Below are 18,729 nucleotides of genomic sequence, written 5' to 3'. Positions count from 1 at the left end.
GGCCGCCCGTGACGACCAGTGAACTGTGGGACCTCGAGACCGCCGAGCGCTACGACGCCGAGGAGGCCGAGAACTCCTCGCCCGCCGCCCTGGCGCCGACCCTGGACTTCCTGGCCGAACTGGCCGGAGACGGGCGGGCGTTGGAGTTCGCCATCGGGACCGGCCGGGTGGGTGTCCCGCTCCGGGAGCGGGGTGTGCCGGTGGCCGGCATCGAGTACTCCGAACACATGGCGGCGGTGCTGCGGCGCAAGGCCGACGAGGGCGTCCTCCCGGTGACCGTCGGGGACATGGCCACCACCGTGGTGCCGGGCGAGTTCGCCCTGGTGTACCTGGTCTACAACACCATCACCAACCTGCTCACCCAGGACGAACAGGTCGAGTGCTTCCGCAACGCCGCGCGTCACCTGGCGCCGGGCGGCCGGTTCGTGATCGAGCTGGGGCTGCCGCCGCTGCGGCTGCTGCCGCCGACCCAGATCGCGGTGCCGTTCGACGTCTCCGGGCAGCACGTCGGCTTCGACACCTTCGACCTGGTCGACCAGATCCTGGTCTCGCACCACTTCACCCGGGACGGCGAGGACGGCCGCTACCGCCGGGAGAACTCCCGGCACCGGTACGCCTGGCCGGCCGAGCTGGACCTGATGGCCCGGATCGCCGGGCTGGAGCTGGAGCGCCGGGTGGCGGACTGGGACGGCACGCCGTTCACCGGCGAGTCCACCCGGCACGTCTCGGTCTGGCGCAAGCCGACCTGAGCCCGGGCCGTGCCCGGACCGCGTCCGGCCGGAGCCCGGACCGCGCGCGATCAGGTGGACGGCGCCAGCAACTTGAGGATCTCCGGCCAGGCGGCGCGGCCGAGTGCCGCGTCGGTGGCCGGGGTGCCGCCGTAGGCGTAGACGGTGGAGGGGGCGGGCGCGGGCTCACCGGGGAGCAGGGTGCCGTGGCCGGCCTCCGGGTGGCTGATCACGGTGGCCGGCAGCCCGGACTCCCGTCGGCGGGCGGCCAGTTGTCCGGCGTAGCGGAGCGAGGGCCACATCGCGTCGGCGGCTCCGGCGATCAGCAGCAGCTCGGCGCGGGTGCGCTCCACCGGGATGGCGGCGGCCGGCAGCCGGTCGGCGAAGGTGCGCTCGCTGAGCTCGTACCAGCCGAGGATGGCCACCGGGGTGCCCTCGGGTTCGGTGGGGCGCCACTCCTCGTCGATCGGGACGAACGGCAGGGGTGCGCCGCGCCAGGTCCAGGAGGAGCGCAGCGGGCGGTTGCGGCCGTCCAGGCCCGGACCGGCGTTGCACCAGACCACGGGGGTGGGGGAGAAGGCCACCACCGCGTCCACCCGCGGGTCGTGAACGGCCGTCAGCATCGCCGCCTCCGCGCCCTTGGAGGTGCCGAGCACCACGATCCGCTCCACCCCGTGCGACTTCAGCAGGTCGACGGCGGCGACGAAGGTCTCCAACGGCACCTCGCACACCCCCGGTACCTGCCCCGGCCCGCCGAACCAGCGGACGGCCAGGGCCAGCACCCCCTGCTCGGCGAGCAGCCGGGCCCGGACGCGGTTCACCCGCCCGCTGGAGCCGCCCAGCACCAGCGCGCCGGTGCCGGCACCCCCGCCGGCCGGACCGACCAGCAGGGCCTCCCAAGGGGTCGTCAGTTCCTGCTCGGTCACGGCCATCGGTGCCCCCCGGGGTCGTCGTGCTCCTGGTACGGAGGACCCTAGCCGGGAGGCCGTCAGGCGGTAGCAGCGGGGTCCGGCACCAGGCCGGCCGCGACCAGGCCGCGCAGCACGGCGGCGGAGAGGGTCTGGACGGCGGACAGCGGGCGGACCATCACGGTGAACTCGTCGATCCGGCCGTGCTCGTCGAAGTGCAGCAGGTCGATGCCGTGGATCTGCCTGCCGTCCACCGTGGTGCGGAACGGCAGGATCGCCGAGCGGCCCGGCTCGCCGCCGGCGGTCGGCTCGGCGGTGCCGTCGAACTCGCCCAGGTAGCGGAAGTCCTCGAAGGTCTCCAGCAGGACGCCGAACAGGCCGAGGACCAGCGGGCGGCCCTCGAACGGGGTGAACTTCACCGGGCTGAAGAAGCGCACGTCCTCGCCGAACAGGTCCAGGAGGGCGGCGTGGTCGTTCTTCTCGACGGCGGCGCGGAAGCGTTCGGCGGTGGGGTGCAGCGGCATGGCGGGGCCCTCTCGATAGTCATCGATCTGACTAGTCATTTTCTTGAGTATGATGCAGTGGCGGACCTCGGAACGGAAGGGGTGGCCGGATGGCACTCAGGCACGCGGTACTGGCAGCACTGCTGGACGGCGAGTACAGCGGCTACCAGCTGGCCAAGGCGTTCGACATCGGCGTGGCCAACTTCTGGCACGCGCTGCCCCAGCAGCTCTACGCCGAGCTCGCCAAGCTGGAGAAGGACGGCCTGGTGTCGGGCCGTCAGGTGCTCCAGGAGGGCCGACCCAACAAGCGGCTGTTCCAGGTCACCGAAGCCGGCCGGGCCGAACTGGAGGCCTTCGCCGAGACGGTGGCCAAGCCCTCCTTCATCCGGGACGACCTGATGGTGAAGGTGCAGGCCGCCGACCGGATCGGCACCGCGGCGGTGCTGGCCCAGCTGGACGAGCGGGCCGAGATGGCCGCTTCGAAGATCGACTTCCTGACGGAGCTGCTGCACACCCTGCGCGGCGGCGCCGACGAGGACGAGTACCTGCGCCACGGCGAGCGGATCGGGCCGTACCTGACCTGCCTGCGCGGTGTGGCGTTCGAACGGGAGACCAGGGACTGGTGCCTGCGGATCGCGGCCGTCCTGCGAGCACGCGAGGAGAGCCGTGCCGAACACAGCTGAGCAGACCGGGCCGATCGAGCCGGCCGGGCAGCGCCCCTACCTGCGCTACGTCGCCCTCGGCGACAGCCAGACCGAGGGCGTCGGCGACGGCGACGACACCACCGGCCTGCGCGGGTGGGCCGACCGGCTGGCCGAGAAGCTGGCCGCGCTGGAGCCCGGCTTCCAGTACGCCAACCTCGCGGTGCGCGGGCGGCTGGCCGGTCAGGTGCGGGCCGAACAGCTCGGCCCCGCCCTGGAGTTGAAGCCCGATCTGGCCACCGTGGTGGCCGGGGTGAACGACCTGCTGCGGCCCGGCTTCGAGGCGGCCCGGACGGCCGCCGAGCTGGAGGAGATGTTCGCCGCGCTGACGGCGGCCGGCGCCCGGGTGGCGACCGTGACCTTCCCCGACATCACCCGGATCGTCTCGCTCGCCAAGCCGCTGCGCCCGCGCATCCTGGAGATCAACGACCACATCCGGGCGGCTGCCGCCCGGCACGGCGTGGTGGTCGCCGAGACCGGCCTGCCGGAGGCGTCCACCGATCCCCGGATGTGGGCCGCCGACCGGCTGCACGCCTCGCCGCTCGGCCACCGCTGCATCGCCGACGCCGTCGCCGAGGCGCTCTCCCTGCCGGGCAGCGACGGCAGTTGGGCCGATCCGCTGCCCCCGCAGCCGCTGCCCGCCGGCCTGCGCGCGACCGCGGCGGACCTCCGCTGGGCGGCCGGCTTCCTCGGCCCCTGGCTGGGCCGCCGCCTGCGGGGCCGCTCGTCCGGCGACGGCCGCAGCGCCCGCCGCCCCGCGCTGACCCCGGTCGTCCCGGTGGGCTGACCCGCAGGCGGTGCAGCGGGCCGCCGGGGTGGCCGGGACATCCGGTGCGGCCCGCCGTCCGGACCGTGCGCCGATCCGGACGGAGCCGCCCGGTGTCCCGGGCGGCCTGCTCGGAGCGGTGGCCGATGCGGTGGCTGACCCGGTGTCAGTGCGCGAGGGCCGGGACGGGCGCCGGGTGCGCGGTGCGCTGGGCGAACCAGCGGACGGTGGTGACGTCGGGCTCGGCCCGCAGGGCCTCGGCGTGCACCGGGAGACCGAGGGTGGCGCGGAGGTACTGGCCGACCAGGTCGGCGCCGGCCGCCAGCGAGATCGGCAGGCCGCCGGAGAAGCGCGGGTTGACCTCCACCACCCGGGCCGGGCCGTCCTCGTCCAGGAAGCCCTGCACGTTGCAGACCCCGGTCAGGCCGAGCGCGGCGGCCAGGCCGGCCACCAGCTCGTCCACCCGGGGGTCGGTGAAGGTGGTGCCCCGGGTGGAGATCCCGGCCCGGGTCTGCGAACGCCACCGGGGGACGGCGCCGAGCACCGTGCCGTCCCGCCCGATCAGGCAGTCGGCGGTGAACTCACGGCCCGTCAGGCGGGTCTGCACCAGCGGCTCCGGCACCCGCCGCAGCAGGGTGGGGAAGTCGGCCGGGTCGTCCACGGCGTGGACGTCCCGGGAGCCCCGGCCGGCCCGGGGCTTGACGATCCACGGGCCCGGCAGGTCCTCGGGACCGCCCAGGGCCGACCGCGGCCCGGCCACCCCGGCCGCGCCGATCCGCCCGGCGAAGGCCCACTTGTCCAGGCAGTCGGCCACCGCCCGCGCCGCCGGGAACCAGGCCGCCACCCCGTGCGCCGCGAACTCGGCCTCCCGGCCCGCCACCCGCAGCAACTCCTCGGCCACCGTCACCACCACCGCCGTGCAGCGCTCGGCGACCGCCGCCGCGAGCAGCCGCTCCGGATAGTCGGCCGCGTCGGCGAACGGCAGCAGCACCGCCGGGTGTCCGAGGTGCAGCCCGGCCGCGTACGGGTCGCAGTCGGCGGCCACCGGGACCGCGCCGAGCGCGGCCAGCTCCTGCACCACGGCGACGCCGGCCGGGCCGCCGCAGCCGGTCACCAGGACCCGGAGGCCGGCCAGGGCGGGGTCGGCGGTGAGGGTGAGCGGACGGTCGGTCAGGTCCATGGTCAGGGTCCTTCGGGAGAGGCGGGGGAGGTGGGGGAGGTGCGCCGGCGGCCGGGGAGCCGGACGGCGATCAGCAGGAGGACGGCGGCCAGCAGCAGGGCGTACGAGAAGACCGTGCCGCCCCAGTCGTGGAAGGTGACCATGGCCGGCAGGCCGGCGCCCCGGCCGACCCAGAGCACGGCGGCCAGTCGGACCAGATTGCCCAGCGCCAGCACGGCGACCGCGAGCACCGCGCCGCCGATCCGCTGGCGCCGGCTGCCGCCGAGGATCAGCAGCGACACCCCGGCCGCCGCCGCACCGACCGTCAGGGCCGAACAGGACGGGGTGACCCGGATGTAGAAGGGCTGGTGGCCGTGGAAGCCCCGGACCAGGTTGGTGCCGGGCACCGCCCGGGTCAGCTCCAGCCCGGTCCAGCCAGCCAGCCGGGCGGTGGCGGCGGCCTCCAGCTCGGTCACCGGACCGGCCGCGTACCAGCCGAGCAGCACGGTGATCAGCACGACCGCCAGCACCCGCAGCAGCGGGTGGCCGAGCCGCACCCGGCGGGCGGTGCGCGGGCGGGAGGGAGCGGCGGTCACGTGACCGCTCCCCGGGCGTTCGGGGCCTGCGCGGTGCGCTCGGTCTTCACCCAGGAGTACCGGGAGCCCGCCCAACCGTCCAGCAGGGCACGGGTGCAGAGCAGCATGGAGACCACGAAGAGCAGCGGGAAGAGCAGCAGCGGCAGCACCTCGCGGCGGCCCGCCCCGGCCCGCACCAGTCCGCCGCCGATCTCCAGCACCGGCCCGGCCGCCATCAGCGGGGCGACCGGCCAGAGCACGCCGACCACCGACAGGCCGGGCACGCTCAGCTCGATCCCGGCCAGCAGCACGGCGGCCACGCAGAGCACCGGCACGTGGAACACGTAGAGGAACAGGAAGGCCTCCGCCTTCTCCAGCAGGCCCAGGTGCGGGGTGCGCAGCAGCTGCCGCCGGTAGTCCCGGCAGACCTGCTGGTGGCCCCGGGCCCAGCGGTAGCGCTGGCGGTAGTAGGCGCCCAGGCCGGTGACGGCCAGCTCGGTGTCCAGGGCCCGCTCGGCGTAGCCGATCCGACGGCCGCTCAGCCAGATCCGCACCGAGAGGTCGGTGTCCTCGGTGACCGAGGCGACGTTCCAGCCGCCGAGCTCGCGCAGCACCTCGGTGCGCACCGCGCAGTTGGCGCCGCCGTAGGCGGGCAGGCCGAACACCCGGGCCCGGCCGGCCATGTTGACCAGGTAGCCGCAGAGGTAGTCGACCGCGACCAGGCGGGCGATCACGCTGTCGCCGGGGTTGCGGACTACGCAGCGGCCCTGGGCGGCGGCCACCAGCGGATCGGCGAACGGGCGCAGCAGCTCGCGCAGGCAGTCGGGGGCGGGCTGGTGGTCGGCGTCGAAGACCACCACGATCTCGCCGGTGGCCAGCTCCAACGCGTCGTTCAGCGCGGCCGACTTGCCGCCGACCGCGTCGGCGGCCCGGCGCAGCACCTGCCAGCCGGGGCGGTCGCCGATCGCGGCCTCCAGCAGGTCGCCGGTGCCGTCCGTCGAGCGGTCGTCCACGAAGACGACCTGGAGCAGCTCGGCCGGGTGGTCGAGGGCGGCGAGGGCGGTGGTCAGGCCGTCGACCACCCTGGCCTCGTTGTGACAGGGCACCAGCACCGTGACGCGGGGCGGGTGTTGGGGCTGCGGCGGGTCGGCGGGGGCCGGGCGCAGCGCGGCGGTCAGGAAGACCAGGTGGCGCAGCAGGTAGGCGGCGAACACGGCGGTCAGCGCGGCCACCGCGAGCCGATGCACCCAGAGCGGGGCGAGCAGCAGGACCACCACCAGGAGGGCCGCAACGCCGAACCGCAGCACGGCCGTTCGGGTCGGCCGGGGCAGCCGGGTCACCGGGCGGCCCCCGGGGTGCAGAGTGCGATCAGCAGGTCCAGGGCCTCGGCGGTGGAGGCGGCCGACCGCCAGAGCCCGTCCGGGTCGGGACGGTCGGCGTACTCGCCCTGCCGGACCCGCAGGGCCCGGATGCCGAGCGCCTGCGCACCGGCCACGTCCTTCTCCGGACGGTCACCCAGCATCACCGCGTCCTCGGCCGGACAGCCCAGCAGCGCCAGGCCGTGGAGGAAGCCGGACGGATGCGGCTTGCGGTGGCCGCGGCCGTGCGGCTCGTCGGTGCAGACCACCGCGCGGAGCGCGGGGCCGAGCCCGGTGGCGGCCAGCTTGGCCCGCTGCTGGTCGGGGTTCCCGTCGGTGATCAGCACCACCGGCACCAGCGCGGCGAGCGCCGCCAGCCGCTCGGCCACCCCGGGGTACGGGGTCAGCCGGGTGGGGCGGAACGCACGGAAGACCCCGACCAGGGCGGGAGCTGACGCCGGGTCGGCGCCGAGCTCGGCGAGTGCCGCGTCGATCAGGCCGCCCCGGTCGCTGCCCGCTCCGGCGGCCCGGTGCAGCGCGGCGCGCAGCGCCGGGCCGTCCAGGCCCAGCTCCGCCCCGGCCGCCGCCACCGCCGTCCAGGTCTGGGCGAGGAACTCGGCCTGCGGGTAGAGCGTGTCGTCCAGGTCCAGCAGGACGCCCAGCGGCGCCCGGTCGCCGCTCACACCAGGCCCTCCGCGTCGGCGGCGTACCGGGGCCCGGGGACGGCGAGGCTGCGGACGTCCAGCAGGGCGCGGGTCACCGAGAACCCCTCCGCCTCGGTCACCCGCCCCTGGAAGCCGCGGAACCTGGCCTGGGCGGCGAGCGCCTCCAGATCGACCCGGCCGGCGCCGATCACCTGGGAGACGTGGTGGCGCAGCAGGGTCAGCTTGTCGGGGAGCAGCCCCGTCACGTCGCCGAACACGGTGGGGTGGAACTCCAGGGTGGACGGCGACTCGTAGTGCAGCACGCCGGACAGCAGCCGGGCGGCGGCGACCGTGGCCTCGGCGGCGGCCCGGTGGTCCTGGTGGGAGTCGTTCGGGGCGTGGGTCAGCACCAGGTCCGGGCGGACCTCGGCGAGCACCTCGCCGATCCGGTCCACCAGGGCCGGGCCGCAGGCGAGTTCACCGTCCCGGAAGCCCCCGACGATCAGCTCGGCGCCCAGGTACTCGGCGGCCTGCCGCTGCTCCCGGGCCCGCAGGCCGGGATCGCCCGGGCCGCGCCGGCCGTCGGTGAGCACCAGCATGGTCACCTCGGCGCCGTCCCGGCGGGCACGCAGCAGGGTGCCGCCGCAGCCGAGTTCGATGTCGTCGGGGTGCGCCCCGACGGCCAGCACGCGGGTCATCCGGAGGTCTCCTCGGGGGTGGGGCGGCCCGGTTCGCGGAGGGCGAGCAGGCCCCGGCGGTGACGGTCGGTCAGCAGCGCGGCGATCCGTTCGGCGGACCGGCCGTCGCCGTACGGGCAGGGCATGGCCGCGATCCGGCGCTGCTCGGCGGGGGCGAGCAGGGTGGTGGCGGCGGCCAGCGCCCGGCCGCGGTCGAGACCGGCCAGCACGGCCTGGCCGAGCGCGACGCCCTCGGGGCGCGGGGTGCTCTCCCGGAGCACCACCGCCGGGACGCCGAACCAGCCGGCCTCCTCCTGGAGGCCGCCGGAGTCGGTGACCACCAGGGTGGAGCCGGCGATCAGCTCCAGCATCCGGCGGTGCGGCTGGGGCGGCAGCAGGGTGATCCCGGGGTGCCCGGCCAGACGGTCCGTCAGGCCGAAGGCGGCCAGCCGGTCGGTGGTGCGGGGGTGGACGGGGAAGACCACCGGCCCGTGCCGGTCGGCCAGCGCGCGGACCACGGTGACCAGGGCGGTCAGCCGCTCCGCCGTGTCCACGGTGCCGGGCCGGTGCGCGGTGACCAGGACACCGGAGCGGTCGGCGGGGGCCACGGCCGGGACGCCGGAGGCGCGGAGCACGTCGCAGACCGTGTTGCCGACCAGGTGGACGGCGTCCGCCGGGACGCCCTCGGCGCGCAGGTTGGCGCCCGCGCCCTCGGTGGGGGCCAGGTGGACGGTGGCCAGCGCCGCCGCCACCTTCCGGTTGGACTCCTCCGGGGAGAGCGGATTGCCCGAGCGCAGCCCGGCCTCGACGTGCGCCACCGGGACGCCGTGCCGCCGGGCGGCCATCGCGGTGAGCGGCACCGTCCAGGTGTCGCCCTGCACCAGGGCCAGGTCGGGCCGGTCCGGGCGGTCGGCGGCGAAGTGGGCCAGGGCGTGGCCGAGCAGCGCGGCGACCCGCTCGGACTCGTCCCCGGCCGGCGACCAGCGCTCGTCCGGCTCGACGCCGAGACCGGTGAAGAAGTCCCCGGCCATCCGCTGGTCGTGGTGCTGCCCGGTGGCGATCAGCCGGACCTCGGCCCCGGCCGCGCGCAGCGCGAGGACCACCGGGGCGAGCTTGACGATCTCCGGCCGGGTGCCCGCGAACACGTGGGCCCGCAGGGCCCGGCCGGGGCGGTGCGCCCCGGCCGGGCCGTGACTCTGACTGTCCATCAGGAGGACGGCACCTCGAGACCGCTGCGGCGCTTCTGCCAGGCCAGGTAGCCCGCACCGGCGGCCAGCGCGGTGCCGGTCAGCACGGCCGGCATGCCGAAGGCCGGGGTGTCCACCACGGGGGTGGTCCGGACGATGGTGACCCGGTCGATCTCGGTGCCGGTCTTGGCGCCCTCGACCGAGATGCCGCGCATGGTCAGGGTGGCCTTCTGCCCGGGCGCGGCGGGCGTGACGTCCACCGCGATCAGGTTGTGGCCCCGGTAGCGGACCCGGGACCAGGCGACCGTCTCGGTGCTCTTGCCGCCGGAGCCGTTCCAGGCGTAACCGGCCACGCCCGCCGAGTCGTTGACGTTCCCCGCGTAGCTCTCCGGGCCGTTGGCGGGCAGGCTGTAGAGGCTGGCGCCGCCACCGCCGGCGACCACGTAGACGGTGCCGTCGGCGACCGGGTCGACGGTGCCGCCGACCGGGACGGTGCGGGTCGGGGTGCCGCTGCGGATCGGGTCGGTCCGCTCGTACATGTGGTTGTGGCCGTTGACCACCAGGTCGACGTTGTACTTGTCGAACAGCGGGGTCCAGGAGGTGCGCACCCCGCCCTCGGAGGCGTGGCTGGTGGTCACCGCGTAGGCGCAGTGGTGGAAGAAGACCACGATGAAGTCGATCGCCGGGTCCGCCCGCAGGCCCTTGAGGGTCTGCTCCAGCCAGGTGGTCTGGGTGCCGCCCGAGTAGCCGCGGTTGGCCGGGATCTCGTTGCTGACGTCGTTGGCGTCGAGCGAGAGCACGGCCAGGTTGCCGTAGGTGAAGGAGTACACCGAGGGGCAGTTGGACGGGCCGTTGGTCGGCAGGTCCAGGCGCTTGGCGTGGCCGCCGTAGCCGTTGGCGGAGTACCAGGGCTCCATGTCGTGGTTGCCGGTGGCCACCATCCACGGGATCGACTGGGCGACCGGCTCGATCTGCTGGAGGTAGCTGTCCCAGACCAGCGGCTTGTAGGAGTCGGTGAGGGTGCCCCGGCCGCTGGAGTCGGCGTAGCAGATGTCGCCGGCCAGCAGGTGGAAGACCGGCTTCTGAGCCAGGATCTGGGCGTTCTCCAGGGCGGCCTGGGTGCTCGCGCCCTGGTCGCCCATCGCGGTGAAGGTGAACGGCTTGAGCGAGCCGGCGCCACCGGCCGGGGCGGTGGTGAAGCTGTTCACCGGGCCGGACGCGGCCTCCAGGCCGTCGTGGCCGATCGCGTAGTAGTAGGTGGTGCCGGGGGCCAGACCGTCCAGGGCGGCGTGGCCGTAGAACTGGTCCAGCGGGGCGGCGGTGCCGTACTCGCTGTGCAGCGAGCGCAGGTCGGCCTGCACCAGCTGGCTCAGGTCGTTCGCCGACGTGCCCAGCCGCAGCACGGGGTTGCTCACGGCGGCCGGGACCTGCCAGGCCACCCGCATCTGCTGGGTGGGGTCGTTCCCGAAGGCCAGGTGCCGGCCGAAGGGGGTGACGGCGTCGCCGGGGGCGGCGTGCGCGGAGCTGCTGAGCAGGGTCGGCCCGACCGCGGCGGCGGCTGCGCCGACGGCGCTCGCCTGGAGGAAGCGGCGGCGGGTGACGCTCTTCCTGACGTCCTGCCAGTAGTCGTACTGCTCGGCGATGGTCATCTCGTCGGCGCGGCGACGGGAGACCCGGAACCCGGGGAGGTCCACCTGGTTGCCTTTCTCGGTGGAGCGGGAAATCGGACGGGAGAATTCCGCCTCGGTGAGGCTCCAGCGGTCGCGTGACCAGGTGGATGATCACTGCTGAAGAACCGGGGGTGGTCGGGTGTATGTTCGGTTAACCGCTCGGTTAACCGCCCCCGGGTGGCCCGGGGGATCGGGGCGTCCCACGAACGAGTGGGTTTCGGCAGCCGAAGGGCGTCGGCACCCCGGCCTGGCCGCCCCCTCGCACTAGAGTCACCGGACATGTCCGACACGACGTCCGACGAGCCCGTCCCTGCCCCCGTCGATCCGACGAAGCCGAGCATCGCCAGGGTCTACGACGCCTTCCTGAACGGCACCGACCACTACGAGGTGGATCGTGAAGTGCTGCGGAAGGTGCGTCAAGTCGCTCCGGAAGCAGCGGAGTTGGCGGTGGAGAACCGTGCCTTCCTGATCCGCGCCTGCCGCTTCCTGGCCGCCCGGGCCGGCATCACCCAGTACCTCGACTGCGGATCCGGCCTGCCCACCGCCGAGAACACCCACACCGTGGTGCGGCGCACCCTCCCCGACGCGCGGGTGGTGTACGTGGACAACGACCCCACGGTGCTCGCGCACAGCCGCGCCCTGCTGGCGGGCGAGGAGCGCACCTGGATGGTCGACGCCGACATCTTCGACCCGGAGGCGCTGCTCCGGGACGGGCGGGTGCGGTCCGCCCTGGACTGGACCGCACCGATCGCCCTGCTCCAGATCGGCACCCTGCACCACTACACCGACGAGGCGCTGCGCCCCCGGCGGGACCTGGTGCGCGCGTACGTCGACGCGCTGCCGAGCGGCTCGTACGTGGTGATCAGTCACTTCCTGGACCCGGAGGACGAGTACGGCGCCACCGCCCGGAAGCTGGAGCAGGCCTTCCTGCACAGCATGATGGGCAGTGGCACCTTCTCCACCCGGGCCGACCTCGAACGCCTCTTCGGCGGCCTGGAGATGGTGCACCCCGGCCTGGTGCCCTGCGCCGACTGGTGGCCGGACACCCCCTACCACGGCCCCCGGACGGCGGGCCGCCGCTGCATCGCCGGAGGCGTCGCCCGCAAGCCCTGAGCGGCCGGTCCGGCGCCCGGCCGTTCCCCGGCCGGGCGCTACTCGCCGACCTCGCCGTCGATCGCCTCGCGGAGCAGGTCGGCGTGGCCGTTGTGGCGGGCGTACTCCTCGATCATGTGGGTCAGGACGTAGCGGTACGAGAAGACCTCGCCCCGGAACTCCGCCGTGTCGTCGAGCGATCCGGCCGCCGCCACGGTGGCCCGGGACAGCTCGCACGCCTCCCGCCAACGGGCGAACGCCTCGTCCACGTCGGCCCCGTCCACCCGGAAGTCGGTGCTCTCGCCGTCCGGCCCGGGCCAGAGCGGCCGACGCTCCTCCCCGCTCAGCACCATCCGGAACCAGCCCCGCTCCACCCCGGCCAGATGGCGCACCAGGCCGAGCAGGGTCAGCTCGGAGGTCGGCACCGCCCGCCGCTTCAGCTGCTCGGCGGTCAGGCCCCGGCACTTCATCTCCAGGGTGGCGCGCTGGTAGTCGAGGAAGCCGGTCAGCGAGGCGCGGTCGCCGGCCGTGGTGGAGGGCTCGGTGCGGTGGTCAGCTGTCATGCGGCGATGATCCCAGAGGACTCGGGGTCCCGTAGCCGCCCCGCCCGACCGCCGGCCTCCGTCCCCGCCTACCTGCGCAGGGCCTCCAGGGGCTCGATCCTGGCCGCCCGCAGGGCGGGGTAGAGGCCGGCCAGCAGGCCGACCAGACCGCCGATGGCCGGGGCGGGCAGGACGGTGGCGGGCTCGATGACCGCCGTCCAGTGCTTCGCCAGGGAGATGGTGACGACCGCGAGGACGCCCAGACCGGTGCCGATCAGGCCGCCGAGCAGCCCCAGCCCCGTCGACTCGGCCAGGAACTGCGCCCCGATGTGCCGGGAGCGCGCACCGAGGGAGCGGCGCAGCCCGATCTCGGAGGTGCGTTCCAGCACCGCCACCAGGGTGGTGTTGGCGATGCCGAGTGCCCCGACGGCGAGGCAGATCGCGGCGAGCAGCAGGAAGAGCCCCGACAGGTCGGTGTCGACCTGGTCGCGCAGCGAGCGCGGGTCGGGCGGTGGTGCGGCGGAGAGCAGCTGCGGCTGGTCGGGCCGCAGGGCGAGCGGGGCCTGACGGGCGATCAGCTGGGCGGCGCCGAGCCGGACGTGGACGACCGCCTGGGCGGGCCGGTCGGACGGCGGGCCGTACGCGGTCAGTGCGGTGCCGGCCGGGATGATCACGCCGAGCAGGGTCTCCGGGAGGCGCTGGGTGTCGGCGATGATGCCGACCACGCTGTAGGCGGTGTCGTTGACGAAGACGGCCGGCCGGTTGTCGACCCGGGTGATCCCGAGCAGCCGTGCGGCGGCGGCACCGAGCACGCAGACCGGCTCCCCGCGCTCCTGGTGGAAGGAGTTGAACAGCACACCGCTCTGCAGGGTGGGCTGCATCGCGGTGAGCGCGCCCGGGGTGGCCGCGTACAGGCCGAGGCTGGCACCGGGATTGCGCCGGGCCGGGTCCGAGCCGCCGGGCCGGGCACTGATGACCGGGCTGCGCAGCGGCACGCTCCACCAGACGCCGCCGGCCACCACGCCGTTCAGGCCCGCCAGCCGCGCGTCGGCGTCCTCCGGGAAGCCGGTCCGGGCCCGGTCGGCCGACCGGTCGGCCGGGGACGGGTCCCTGCGGTCCGGGGGCCGGGCGTCCGTGACGGTGACGGTGGTGGCCTGCAGCACGCTGAAGGACTTGCCGATCTGTCCGGTGGCGGTGCTGGTGAGGGCGAGCACGGTGACGAAGACGCCGACGCCGAGCACGGTGCCGAGCATGGTGAGGACGGATCTGGCGGGCCGTTGGATCAGGCCGGTGAGCGCCTCGCCGATCAGGTCCCGCGGCCCCAGCCGGGTGAGTCGGACCACGCGCCTGCGGCGGCGCAGCGGGACCGGGCCCCGGCGGTGGTCGCCGTCGGCGCCGCCGCCGCTGCCGTCGGACCGGCCGGTCACGCGGCCTCCTCGCGCGTCGCGTCGGGCCGGGTCTGAAGCCGGCCGTCCAGGATGGTGATCCGGCGGGCCGCGCGGGCGGCGACGGTCGGGTCGTGGGTGATCACGACGACGGTGACGCCGCCCGCGTGGAGCTCGTCGATCAGGTCCATGACGGAGTGCGCCGTGGCGGAGTCGAGGTTCCCGGTCGGCTCGTCGCAGAGCAGCAGATCGGGCTCGTTGACCAGGGCGCGGGCGATCGCGACGCGCTGGCGCTCCCCACCGGAGAGGGTGGTGGGCAGGGCGTCCAGCCGGTGGCCCAGACCGACCCGCCGCAGCACCTCCTCGGCGGTGCTGCGGCGGCCGTGCCGCCTGGTGGTGACGTAGAGCTGCGCGAGCGCGACGTTCTCCACCGTGGTGCGGTGGGCGATCAGGTGGAAGGACTGGAAGACGAAGCCGATCCGCCGGCCGCGCAGCGCGGTGCGTTCGGCGTCGCGCAGACCGGCGAGGTCGATCCCCGACAGCCGGTAGGTACCGGAGGTCGGCCGGTCCAGCAGGCCCAGGAGGTTGAGCAGGGTCGACTTGCCGGAGCCGGAAGGGCCGGTGACGGCCAGGTAGTCACCCTGACCGACCGTCAGATCGGTGGGGTGGAGGGCCTGGACCGGCGGGGAGCCGGGGTAGGACCGGGCCACGCCGAGGAGCTCGATCACCGGCTGCGCGGGTGCGGGTATGGGTGCGGTCGCCGGCCGAGCCGGTGCGGGCCCGGCCGCCGACCCGGTCGGGGTGGTGACGGTCACTGGCCGATCACCACCCGGTCGCCCTCGGCCAGCCGGCCGCCGTCGACCGGTGTCACCTGGACCAGCCCGTCCGCCGACGGACCGGCCTGCACGTTCACCACGCGCTGGCCGCCGTCGCCGGGGGAGAGCACCGTGACGTTGGTCCGGGTGTCCGCACCGGCGAAGATCGCGGCCTCGGGGACGGCGAGCACCGGCTCGGAGGTCTTCGCCGAGGTGATGGTGATCCGGACGTTCTGGCCGGCCCACCCGGCCTCCCACGGCTGGTCGGGCCGGATCGCCAGCGGGAGGTACGGCGCCCCGCCGTTGGCCTGCGCGGTCGGTGGTGCGTCGGTCCGCCCGGCCGCCGCCGGGTCCGGGCCGCCGGGGACCACCAGCGTGCCGACCGACTCCACCGTGCCGGTCGCCTGGAGCCCCTGGGCCTCGGCCGTGATCCGGACGGCCACACCGGCCCCGACCAGACCGGCCTGCGCGGGGTCGAGCATCCCGCTCAGCTGCATGTCGTCCCGGGCCAGGGTGACCACCGGTCCCTTCACCGGGTCACCGGCCGCGAGCGGCAGGGCGACCACCCGGCCCGGCAGCGAGGGCAGGTAGACCACCTCGGAGGCCGGCAGCATGGGGCCGTCGGCGGCCTCGGCCTTGGCCAACTCCTGCTGGGCATCCGCGAGTTGCCTGCGGAGGCCGCCCAGGTCCGGGCCGGCCGCCCGGCCGGTGGCCGGCCCGGTGGGGGCGGCGGCGGGGGCCGGGCTTCCGCCGGGAGCGGCGCCGGGAGGGGCGCCGGGAGGGGTCGCGGGCACGGGCGGGGCCTCGGCGCCCTTCAGCGCGGCCCGGGCCTGGTCGACCGCCTGCCGGGCCGCCTTGACGGCGGCGGCGGTGGCCGCGCCGGTCACCGGCACGGGGTACCCCATCGCCGCGTACAGCCGGCTGACGGCCCGTTTGGTCCCGGTGCCGAACACCCCTGGAGCGTCCGGGCCGCAGTCGTGGCCCAGGGACTCCAGCGCGGCGCGCAGTTGGGTGACGTCCCGGCCGGTCATGCCGGGCATCAGGTCGCGGTAGGCCGGCAGGCTCCCCGGCAGGGCGAAGACCGGCCGACCGGAGTACTCCAGCAGTGGGACGGCGGCCTTCACCTGCTCGCCGCGCCTGGCGAAGACCTCGGTCACCACCGAGCTGCCCCCGCCCGGATTGTCGGCGGTCGCGGCGACCGCCGTGGGGGTGGCGGAGACCGTCCGGCCGTCGGAGAAGGTGCCGCGCAGCACCACGGTGCTCTGCAGCACCCGGGAGGTGACCGGGGCGGTGATCAGGCTCGCCGCAGGTGCCTCGGTGTCCGCCGCCGCCTGGGCCGGCGACTGCACGAAGGTCGATCCCACCAGACCGCCCCCCGAGACCAGGGCGGCGCCGATCGCGGCCAGCACCAGCGCCCGCCGTCGCCGCCGGAGCCGCCGCCCGGCGTCGGAGGGCGGGCCCGACGGTGCGTCAGGCCGGACGAGGGGCTGTGGGGGAGGCGGGCTCGCCTGCACCTGACTCATCGGTCCTTCCTCCTGGCCGTCACGGGTGCTGCTCAACCCACGACCGCAGTCGCGGACTTGACGGCTGCGGTGATGCGGGCGCGGACGTCGTTCAGCGCCAGCTGGTTCTTCTCGATCAACTGCCGCTGGATCTCCGAATCCGCCTTGAACCAGATCGGGACCAGATTCGACTTCTCCTTGCAGTCGATGTCGGCGAGCGCGATCGTGACGCCGGAGGCGCCCGTGCCCGGCGCGTTTCCGTTCGAGGTGAGTTTCACGGCGTCGTACGGCAGGTCCACCTTGTAGCCGAGGCCCGCCATGCAGGCCGACCACTGGCGCAGTGCGGCTTGGACGGCCGGGGAGGCCTGCGAGCGGTTCAGGCTTTCGCTGTCCAACTTCGAAGGCAGTGTGCTGTCCACCCGGCCGCCGACCTTGCCGAGCGCCTCACCCTGGCAGCCGTCCTTCGGAATGGGCATTCCGTTGGCCGCGGACGGTGCCACCGCGGCGCCCGGCTTCATGGCCACGTGGCCGCTGAAGACGGCGATCTCGGCGTCGCTCATCCGGGGCGAGGAGGGCGGGGAGGCGTCGTCGTCGCCCAGGCCGTAGCCGGCTTTCGCGGCCAGCTCGCGGTCCGTGATCCCGTAGCGGCGGGCCATGTTGGTGTCGTCGTAGCTGGGCGAGTAGCCGGTGGTCGGATTCGGCAGGTCGAGCGTGAAGCCGAACCGGGTCATGCACTCCCGGGTGAGCTGGGTGATCGCCGCGTCGACGGTCACCGCCTCCGGGTACGTCCGCATGTAGGCGGAGAGCGGGAGCGAGAGGCCCTTGGCCAGCCCGTTCTGCGGGACGGCGGGGGGTGGCTGGCGGGTCGCCTTCGCCCGGGCCGAGGGGGTGGCCCGGGCGGGGGCGCTGCCGGTCGCCGGGGTGGTGGGGGAGGCGGAACCGGAGGAGCCGCTGCACGCGGTGAGTCCGAGGAGCAGGCAGCCGAGGAGTGCCGACGGCACCGCCCGGGCGGTGCGGTGCGCCGATCGGGGAACCGCGTTGGTGCCGGTCATGAGTCCCACTGCTTTCGTGAGCGACGGAATGGTCGACGAGCCGGGCCGGTCCACCGAGGAGGGCGTGATGACGTCTCGGCGGACCGGCGGCGGAAATGCGGTCAGGCCCAGTGCTGGGAGGCGTTGTCGTTGCGCAGCCACGACGCCAGGTTGACGCCGTGTTCGCAGCCGTAAGAGCCTTCGATGTACTGCGAGCTCCCCTGGTATCCGGGGCTGTAGTAGATCCGGTAGTTGGCCCGTGAACCGCAGCCCATGGCGGACGCCGCATTGTTCCGCACGGGCTGGCCCACGCCGGAGCCGTAATTGCCGAAACGGTAGGCGTAATAGGTGACCATTCCGTCCCCCGCCCCGTAGGCGCCGTTGTAGTCGCTGACGTTTCCGAGGAACTTCGCCCAGGCCCCGCCGCCCGAGCCGTCGGAATTCGTGGGGCTGTACTGGACATTCAGCACGTTGATCCCGTTGTAGCAGTCCCAACTGCCCGCCGTGGCGCAATTGTCCGAGACGTACTGGGTGACGGTCGTGGCGCCGGCGGGTGTGGCCGTGACCATGGGCATGGCCAGCGCTGACAGGGCCAGCGCCACCCCGAGGGCCCGTGCGGCCCGCTGCCCGGTCTTCGGTCGGTCGGTGCTGAGGCTTTCGACAGTCATGGGTATTCCCCCCGTTGCTCGTCATTGAATTACTCGATCGCACACGGTGCCGATCGGGCGGCGCCCGGTCGGCGGACGGATTCTCATCACGGCCGTGTCGGCGCTGTCAAGTCGCCTCGGGGAGGGGGTAGTTCGGGGTCATCCGGAATTCGATGCTCCGCTCGGACGGAAAGGAGGGGTAGCTCCTGATGGTGTCGCGATGACCGTTTTGCGGGCTTTGCCGGGAGCCCGTGGTGAACGCGCTGGTCAGACTGTTCGTCAGGAAATCATTGGTGCAGTGTGCACGAAAGGTGTGGCGTCGGAGTGGGCATGGCCCCTAGATTGATCGGCGCGCACCGAGGGGGTGGCTCGGTACGTCGCACCGCGACCGTCTCCGTGTCCCTGTCAAGGAAAGCGGCGGCCGGTTCGCCGCCGATCGAATCGAACAATTCGGAACTGGGGGACTATATGAGACGCCGCCCATGGTGGATCGCCCTGCTGCCAGCCGCTGCGATGCTTCCGGGCACGGTCGGTGCACTGCCGGCCGGGGCAGTCGGGAGTAGTCCGCCGGTGGATGCCGGACGGTAGGTCCAGGCGCCTGGCCGCCGTCGGCCCAGGTGCCGGGGCGCCCGGACTCGCTGATCCGAACGGCATCGGGACCGACCGCTACGCACTGGCCTTCCAGAACGCGCTCGCGAGGTCCTGACCATCGTGGTGGGGGGGGGGGGGGGGGGGCGCCCCCCCCCCCCCGGGGGGGGGGGCCCGGGGCGGGGCGGGGTGGCAGGGCGGGGGCGCGGGCGTGCGACGGGGGGAGGGGGGGGGCGAACGTGGCCAACGCT

19 protein-coding genes are annotated in these 18,729 nt (G+C 74.6%); 4 read left to right on the top strand and 15 right to left on the bottom strand.

All coding sequences use genetic code 11. The features are described from left to right. Window positions 1–8 precede the first annotated feature (8 nt). Window positions 9–749: a class I SAM-dependent DNA methyltransferase gene (locus tag ACIRBX_RS01915; protein WP_402293146.1), complete on the top strand. Its 741-nt coding sequence runs from the start codon at window positions 9–11 to the stop codon at window positions 747–749. Between the two features lie 50 nt (window positions 750–799). Here the strand turns inward: ACIRBX_RS01915 and ACIRBX_RS01910 are convergent, their stop codons facing one another. Together ACIRBX_RS01910 and ACIRBX_RS01905 are read right to left on the bottom strand one after the other, a co-directional pair. Next, a complete protein-coding gene (locus tag ACIRBX_RS01910; protein WP_402293145.1) occupies window positions 800–1,660 on the bottom strand; it encodes an acyl-CoA thioester hydrolase/BAAT C-terminal domain-containing protein in 861 nt (286 codons plus the stop codon). 56 nt (window positions 1,661–1,716) lie between these two features. Then, window positions 1,717–2,199 carry a nuclear transport factor 2 family protein gene (locus ACIRBX_RS01905; RefSeq protein ID WP_402293144.1) on the bottom strand — a complete coding sequence of 161 codons (483 nt, stop codon included), beginning with the start codon at window positions 2,197–2,199 and terminating at the stop codon, window positions 1,717–1,719. A 50-nt stretch (window positions 2,200–2,249) separates the two neighbouring features. On the opposite strand from ACIRBX_RS01905, the gene ACIRBX_RS01900 reads away from it, so the two are divergent. After that, complete coding sequence (locus ACIRBX_RS01900; RefSeq protein ID WP_402293143.1) at window positions 2,250–2,822, top strand: PadR family transcriptional regulator; 573 nt, start codon at window positions 2,250–2,252, stop codon at window positions 2,820–2,822. Beyond that, entirely contained in the window at window positions 2,806–3,627 is an 822-nt protein-coding gene (locus tag ACIRBX_RS01895; RefSeq protein ID WP_402293142.1) for an SGNH/GDSL hydrolase family protein, read from the top strand. The genes ACIRBX_RS01900 and ACIRBX_RS01895 overlap by 17 nt, the downstream gene beginning before the upstream one ends. A gap of 145 nt (window positions 3,628–3,772) precedes the next feature. Here ACIRBX_RS01895 and ACIRBX_RS01890 read toward each other — a convergent pair whose 3' ends face one another. The 7 genes from ACIRBX_RS01890 to ACIRBX_RS01860 are packed head-to-tail and all read right to left on the bottom strand — an operon-like array spanning window position 3,773 to window position 10,900. After that, the gene (locus ACIRBX_RS01890; RefSeq protein ID WP_402293141.1) at window positions 3,773–4,786 is read right to left on the bottom strand and encodes an ATP-grasp domain-containing protein; all 1,014 of its coding nucleotides are present in this window, start codon (window positions 4,784–4,786) and stop codon (window positions 3,773–3,775) included. A gap of 2 nt (window positions 4,787–4,788) precedes the next feature. Then, window positions 4,789–5,361, bottom strand: a complete 573-nt coding sequence (locus ACIRBX_RS01885) for a hypothetical protein (RefSeq protein ID WP_402293140.1) — start codon at window positions 5,359–5,361, stop codon at window positions 4,789–4,791. Then, the gene (locus ACIRBX_RS01880) at window positions 5,358–6,680 is read right to left on the bottom strand and encodes a glycosyltransferase (RefSeq protein WP_402293139.1); all 1,323 of its coding nucleotides are present in this window, start codon (window positions 6,678–6,680) and stop codon (window positions 5,358–5,360) included. Before ACIRBX_RS01880 ends, ACIRBX_RS01885 begins: the two co-directional genes overlap by 4 nt. Next, entirely contained in the window at window positions 6,677–7,381 is a 705-nt protein-coding gene (locus ACIRBX_RS01875; protein WP_402293138.1) for an HAD family hydrolase, read from the bottom strand. Before ACIRBX_RS01875 ends, ACIRBX_RS01880 begins: the two co-directional genes overlap by 4 nt. Continuing rightward, entirely contained in the window at window positions 7,378–8,040 is a 663-nt protein-coding gene (locus ACIRBX_RS01870) for a PIG-L deacetylase family protein (RefSeq protein ID WP_402293137.1), read from the bottom strand. Before ACIRBX_RS01870 ends, ACIRBX_RS01875 begins: the two co-directional genes overlap by 4 nt. After that, on the bottom strand, window positions 8,037–9,227 hold the full coding sequence (gene wecB, locus ACIRBX_RS01865; RefSeq protein ID WP_402293136.1) for a non-hydrolyzing UDP-N-acetylglucosamine 2-epimerase: 1,191 nt from the start codon (window positions 9,225–9,227) through the stop codon (window positions 8,037–8,039). Before wecB ends, ACIRBX_RS01870 begins: the two co-directional genes overlap by 4 nt. Further along, a complete protein-coding gene (locus tag ACIRBX_RS01860; RefSeq protein WP_402293135.1) occupies window positions 9,227–10,900 on the bottom strand; it encodes a purple acid phosphatase family protein in 1,674 nt (557 codons plus the stop codon). Before ACIRBX_RS01860 ends, wecB begins: the two co-directional genes overlap by 1 nt. A 255-nt stretch (window positions 10,901–11,155) precedes the next feature. Here ACIRBX_RS01860 and ACIRBX_RS01855 point away from each other — a divergent pair, with 255 nt between their 5' ends. Beyond that, window positions 11,156–11,989, top strand: coding sequence for an SAM-dependent methyltransferase (locus ACIRBX_RS01855; RefSeq protein WP_402293133.1), 834 nt, complete (start codon window positions 11,156–11,158; stop codon window positions 11,987–11,989). A gap of 38 nt (window positions 11,990–12,027) precedes the next feature. On the opposite strand, the gene ACIRBX_RS01850 is transcribed toward ACIRBX_RS01855, so the two are convergent. The 6 genes from ACIRBX_RS01850 to ACIRBX_RS01825 form a co-directional block, all read right to left on the bottom strand. Next, a complete protein-coding gene (locus ACIRBX_RS01850) occupies window positions 12,028–12,531 on the bottom strand; it encodes a DinB family protein (protein WP_402293132.1) in 504 nt (167 codons plus the stop codon). 68 nt (window positions 12,532–12,599) lie between these two features. Then, window positions 12,600–13,937 (bottom strand): ABC transporter permease, encoded by a 1,338-nt coding sequence (locus ACIRBX_RS01845; protein ID WP_402293131.1) that lies wholly within the window; start codon window positions 13,935–13,937, stop codon window positions 12,600–12,602. Continuing rightward, the gene (locus tag ACIRBX_RS01840; RefSeq protein ID WP_402293130.1) at window positions 13,934–14,710 is read right to left on the bottom strand and encodes an ABC transporter ATP-binding protein; all 777 of its coding nucleotides are present in this window, start codon (window positions 14,708–14,710) and stop codon (window positions 13,934–13,936) included. Before ACIRBX_RS01840 ends, ACIRBX_RS01845 begins: the two co-directional genes overlap by 4 nt. Beyond that, entirely contained in the window at window positions 14,707–16,233 is a 1,527-nt protein-coding gene (locus ACIRBX_RS01835; protein ID WP_402293129.1) for a peptidoglycan-binding protein, read from the bottom strand. The genes ACIRBX_RS01840 and ACIRBX_RS01835 overlap by 4 nt, the downstream gene beginning before the upstream one ends. A 32-nt stretch (window positions 16,234–16,265) precedes the next feature. Next, window positions 16,266–17,264 (bottom strand): hypothetical protein, encoded by a 999-nt coding sequence (locus ACIRBX_RS01830; RefSeq protein ID WP_402293128.1) that lies wholly within the window; start codon window positions 17,262–17,264, stop codon window positions 16,266–16,268. 101 nt (window positions 17,265–17,365) lie between these two features. Further along, window positions 17,366–17,911, bottom strand: a complete 546-nt coding sequence (locus ACIRBX_RS01825) for a hypothetical protein (protein ID WP_402293127.1) — start codon at window positions 17,909–17,911, stop codon at window positions 17,366–17,368. Between the last annotated feature and the right edge of the window lie 818 nt (window positions 17,912–18,729).

Origin of the sequence: Kitasatospora sp. NPDC096147 (assembly GCF_044763225.1) — a bacterium.
Lineage (GTDB): Bacteria > Actinomycetota > Actinomycetes > Streptomycetales > Streptomycetaceae > Kitasatospora.
The sequence above is the reverse complement of the archived record's forward strand: the minus strand, read 5'-3'. Positions and strand labels throughout refer to the sequence as shown.

Bases quoted from the DNA above. Each gene is read 5' to 3' on its own strand.
- ACIRBX_RS01910 (WP_402293145.1), bottom strand. From the start codon at position 1,660: ATGGCCGTGACCGAGCAGGAACTGACGACCCCTTGGGAGGCCCTGCTG.
- ACIRBX_RS01905 (WP_402293144.1), bottom strand. From the start codon at position 2,199: ATGACTAGTCAGATCGATGACTATCGAGAGGGCCCCGCCATGCCGCTG.
- ACIRBX_RS01900 (WP_402293143.1), top strand. From the start codon at position 2,250: ATGGCACTCAGGCACGCGGTACTGGCAGCACTGCTGGACGGCGAGTAC.
- ACIRBX_RS01890 (WP_402293141.1), bottom strand. From the start codon at position 4,786: ATGGACCTGACCGACCGTCCGCTCACCCTCACCGCCGACCCCGCCCTG.
- ACIRBX_RS01870 (WP_402293137.1), bottom strand. From the start codon at position 8,040: ATGACCCGCGTGCTGGCCGTCGGGGCGCACCCCGACGACATCGAACTC.
- wecB (WP_402293136.1), bottom strand. From the start codon at position 9,227: ATGGACAGTCAGAGTCACGGCCCGGCCGGGGCGCACCGCCCCGGCCGG.
- ACIRBX_RS01855 (WP_402293133.1), top strand. From the start codon at position 11,156: ATGTCCGACACGACGTCCGACGAGCCCGTCCCTGCCCCCGTCGATCCG.
- ACIRBX_RS01850 (WP_402293132.1), bottom strand. From the start codon at position 12,531: ATGACAGCTGACCACCGCACCGAGCCCTCCACCACGGCCGGCGACCGC.
- ACIRBX_RS01835 (WP_402293129.1), bottom strand. From the start codon at position 16,233: ATGAGTCAGGTGCAGGCGAGCCCGCCTCCCCCACAGCCCCTCGTCCGG.
- ACIRBX_RS01830 (WP_402293128.1), bottom strand. From the start codon at position 17,264: ATGACCGGCACCAACGCGGTTCCCCGATCGGCGCACCGCACCGCCCGG.
- ACIRBX_RS01825 (WP_402293127.1), bottom strand. From the start codon at position 17,911: ATGACTGTCGAAAGCCTCAGCACCGACCGACCGAAGACCGGGCAGCGG.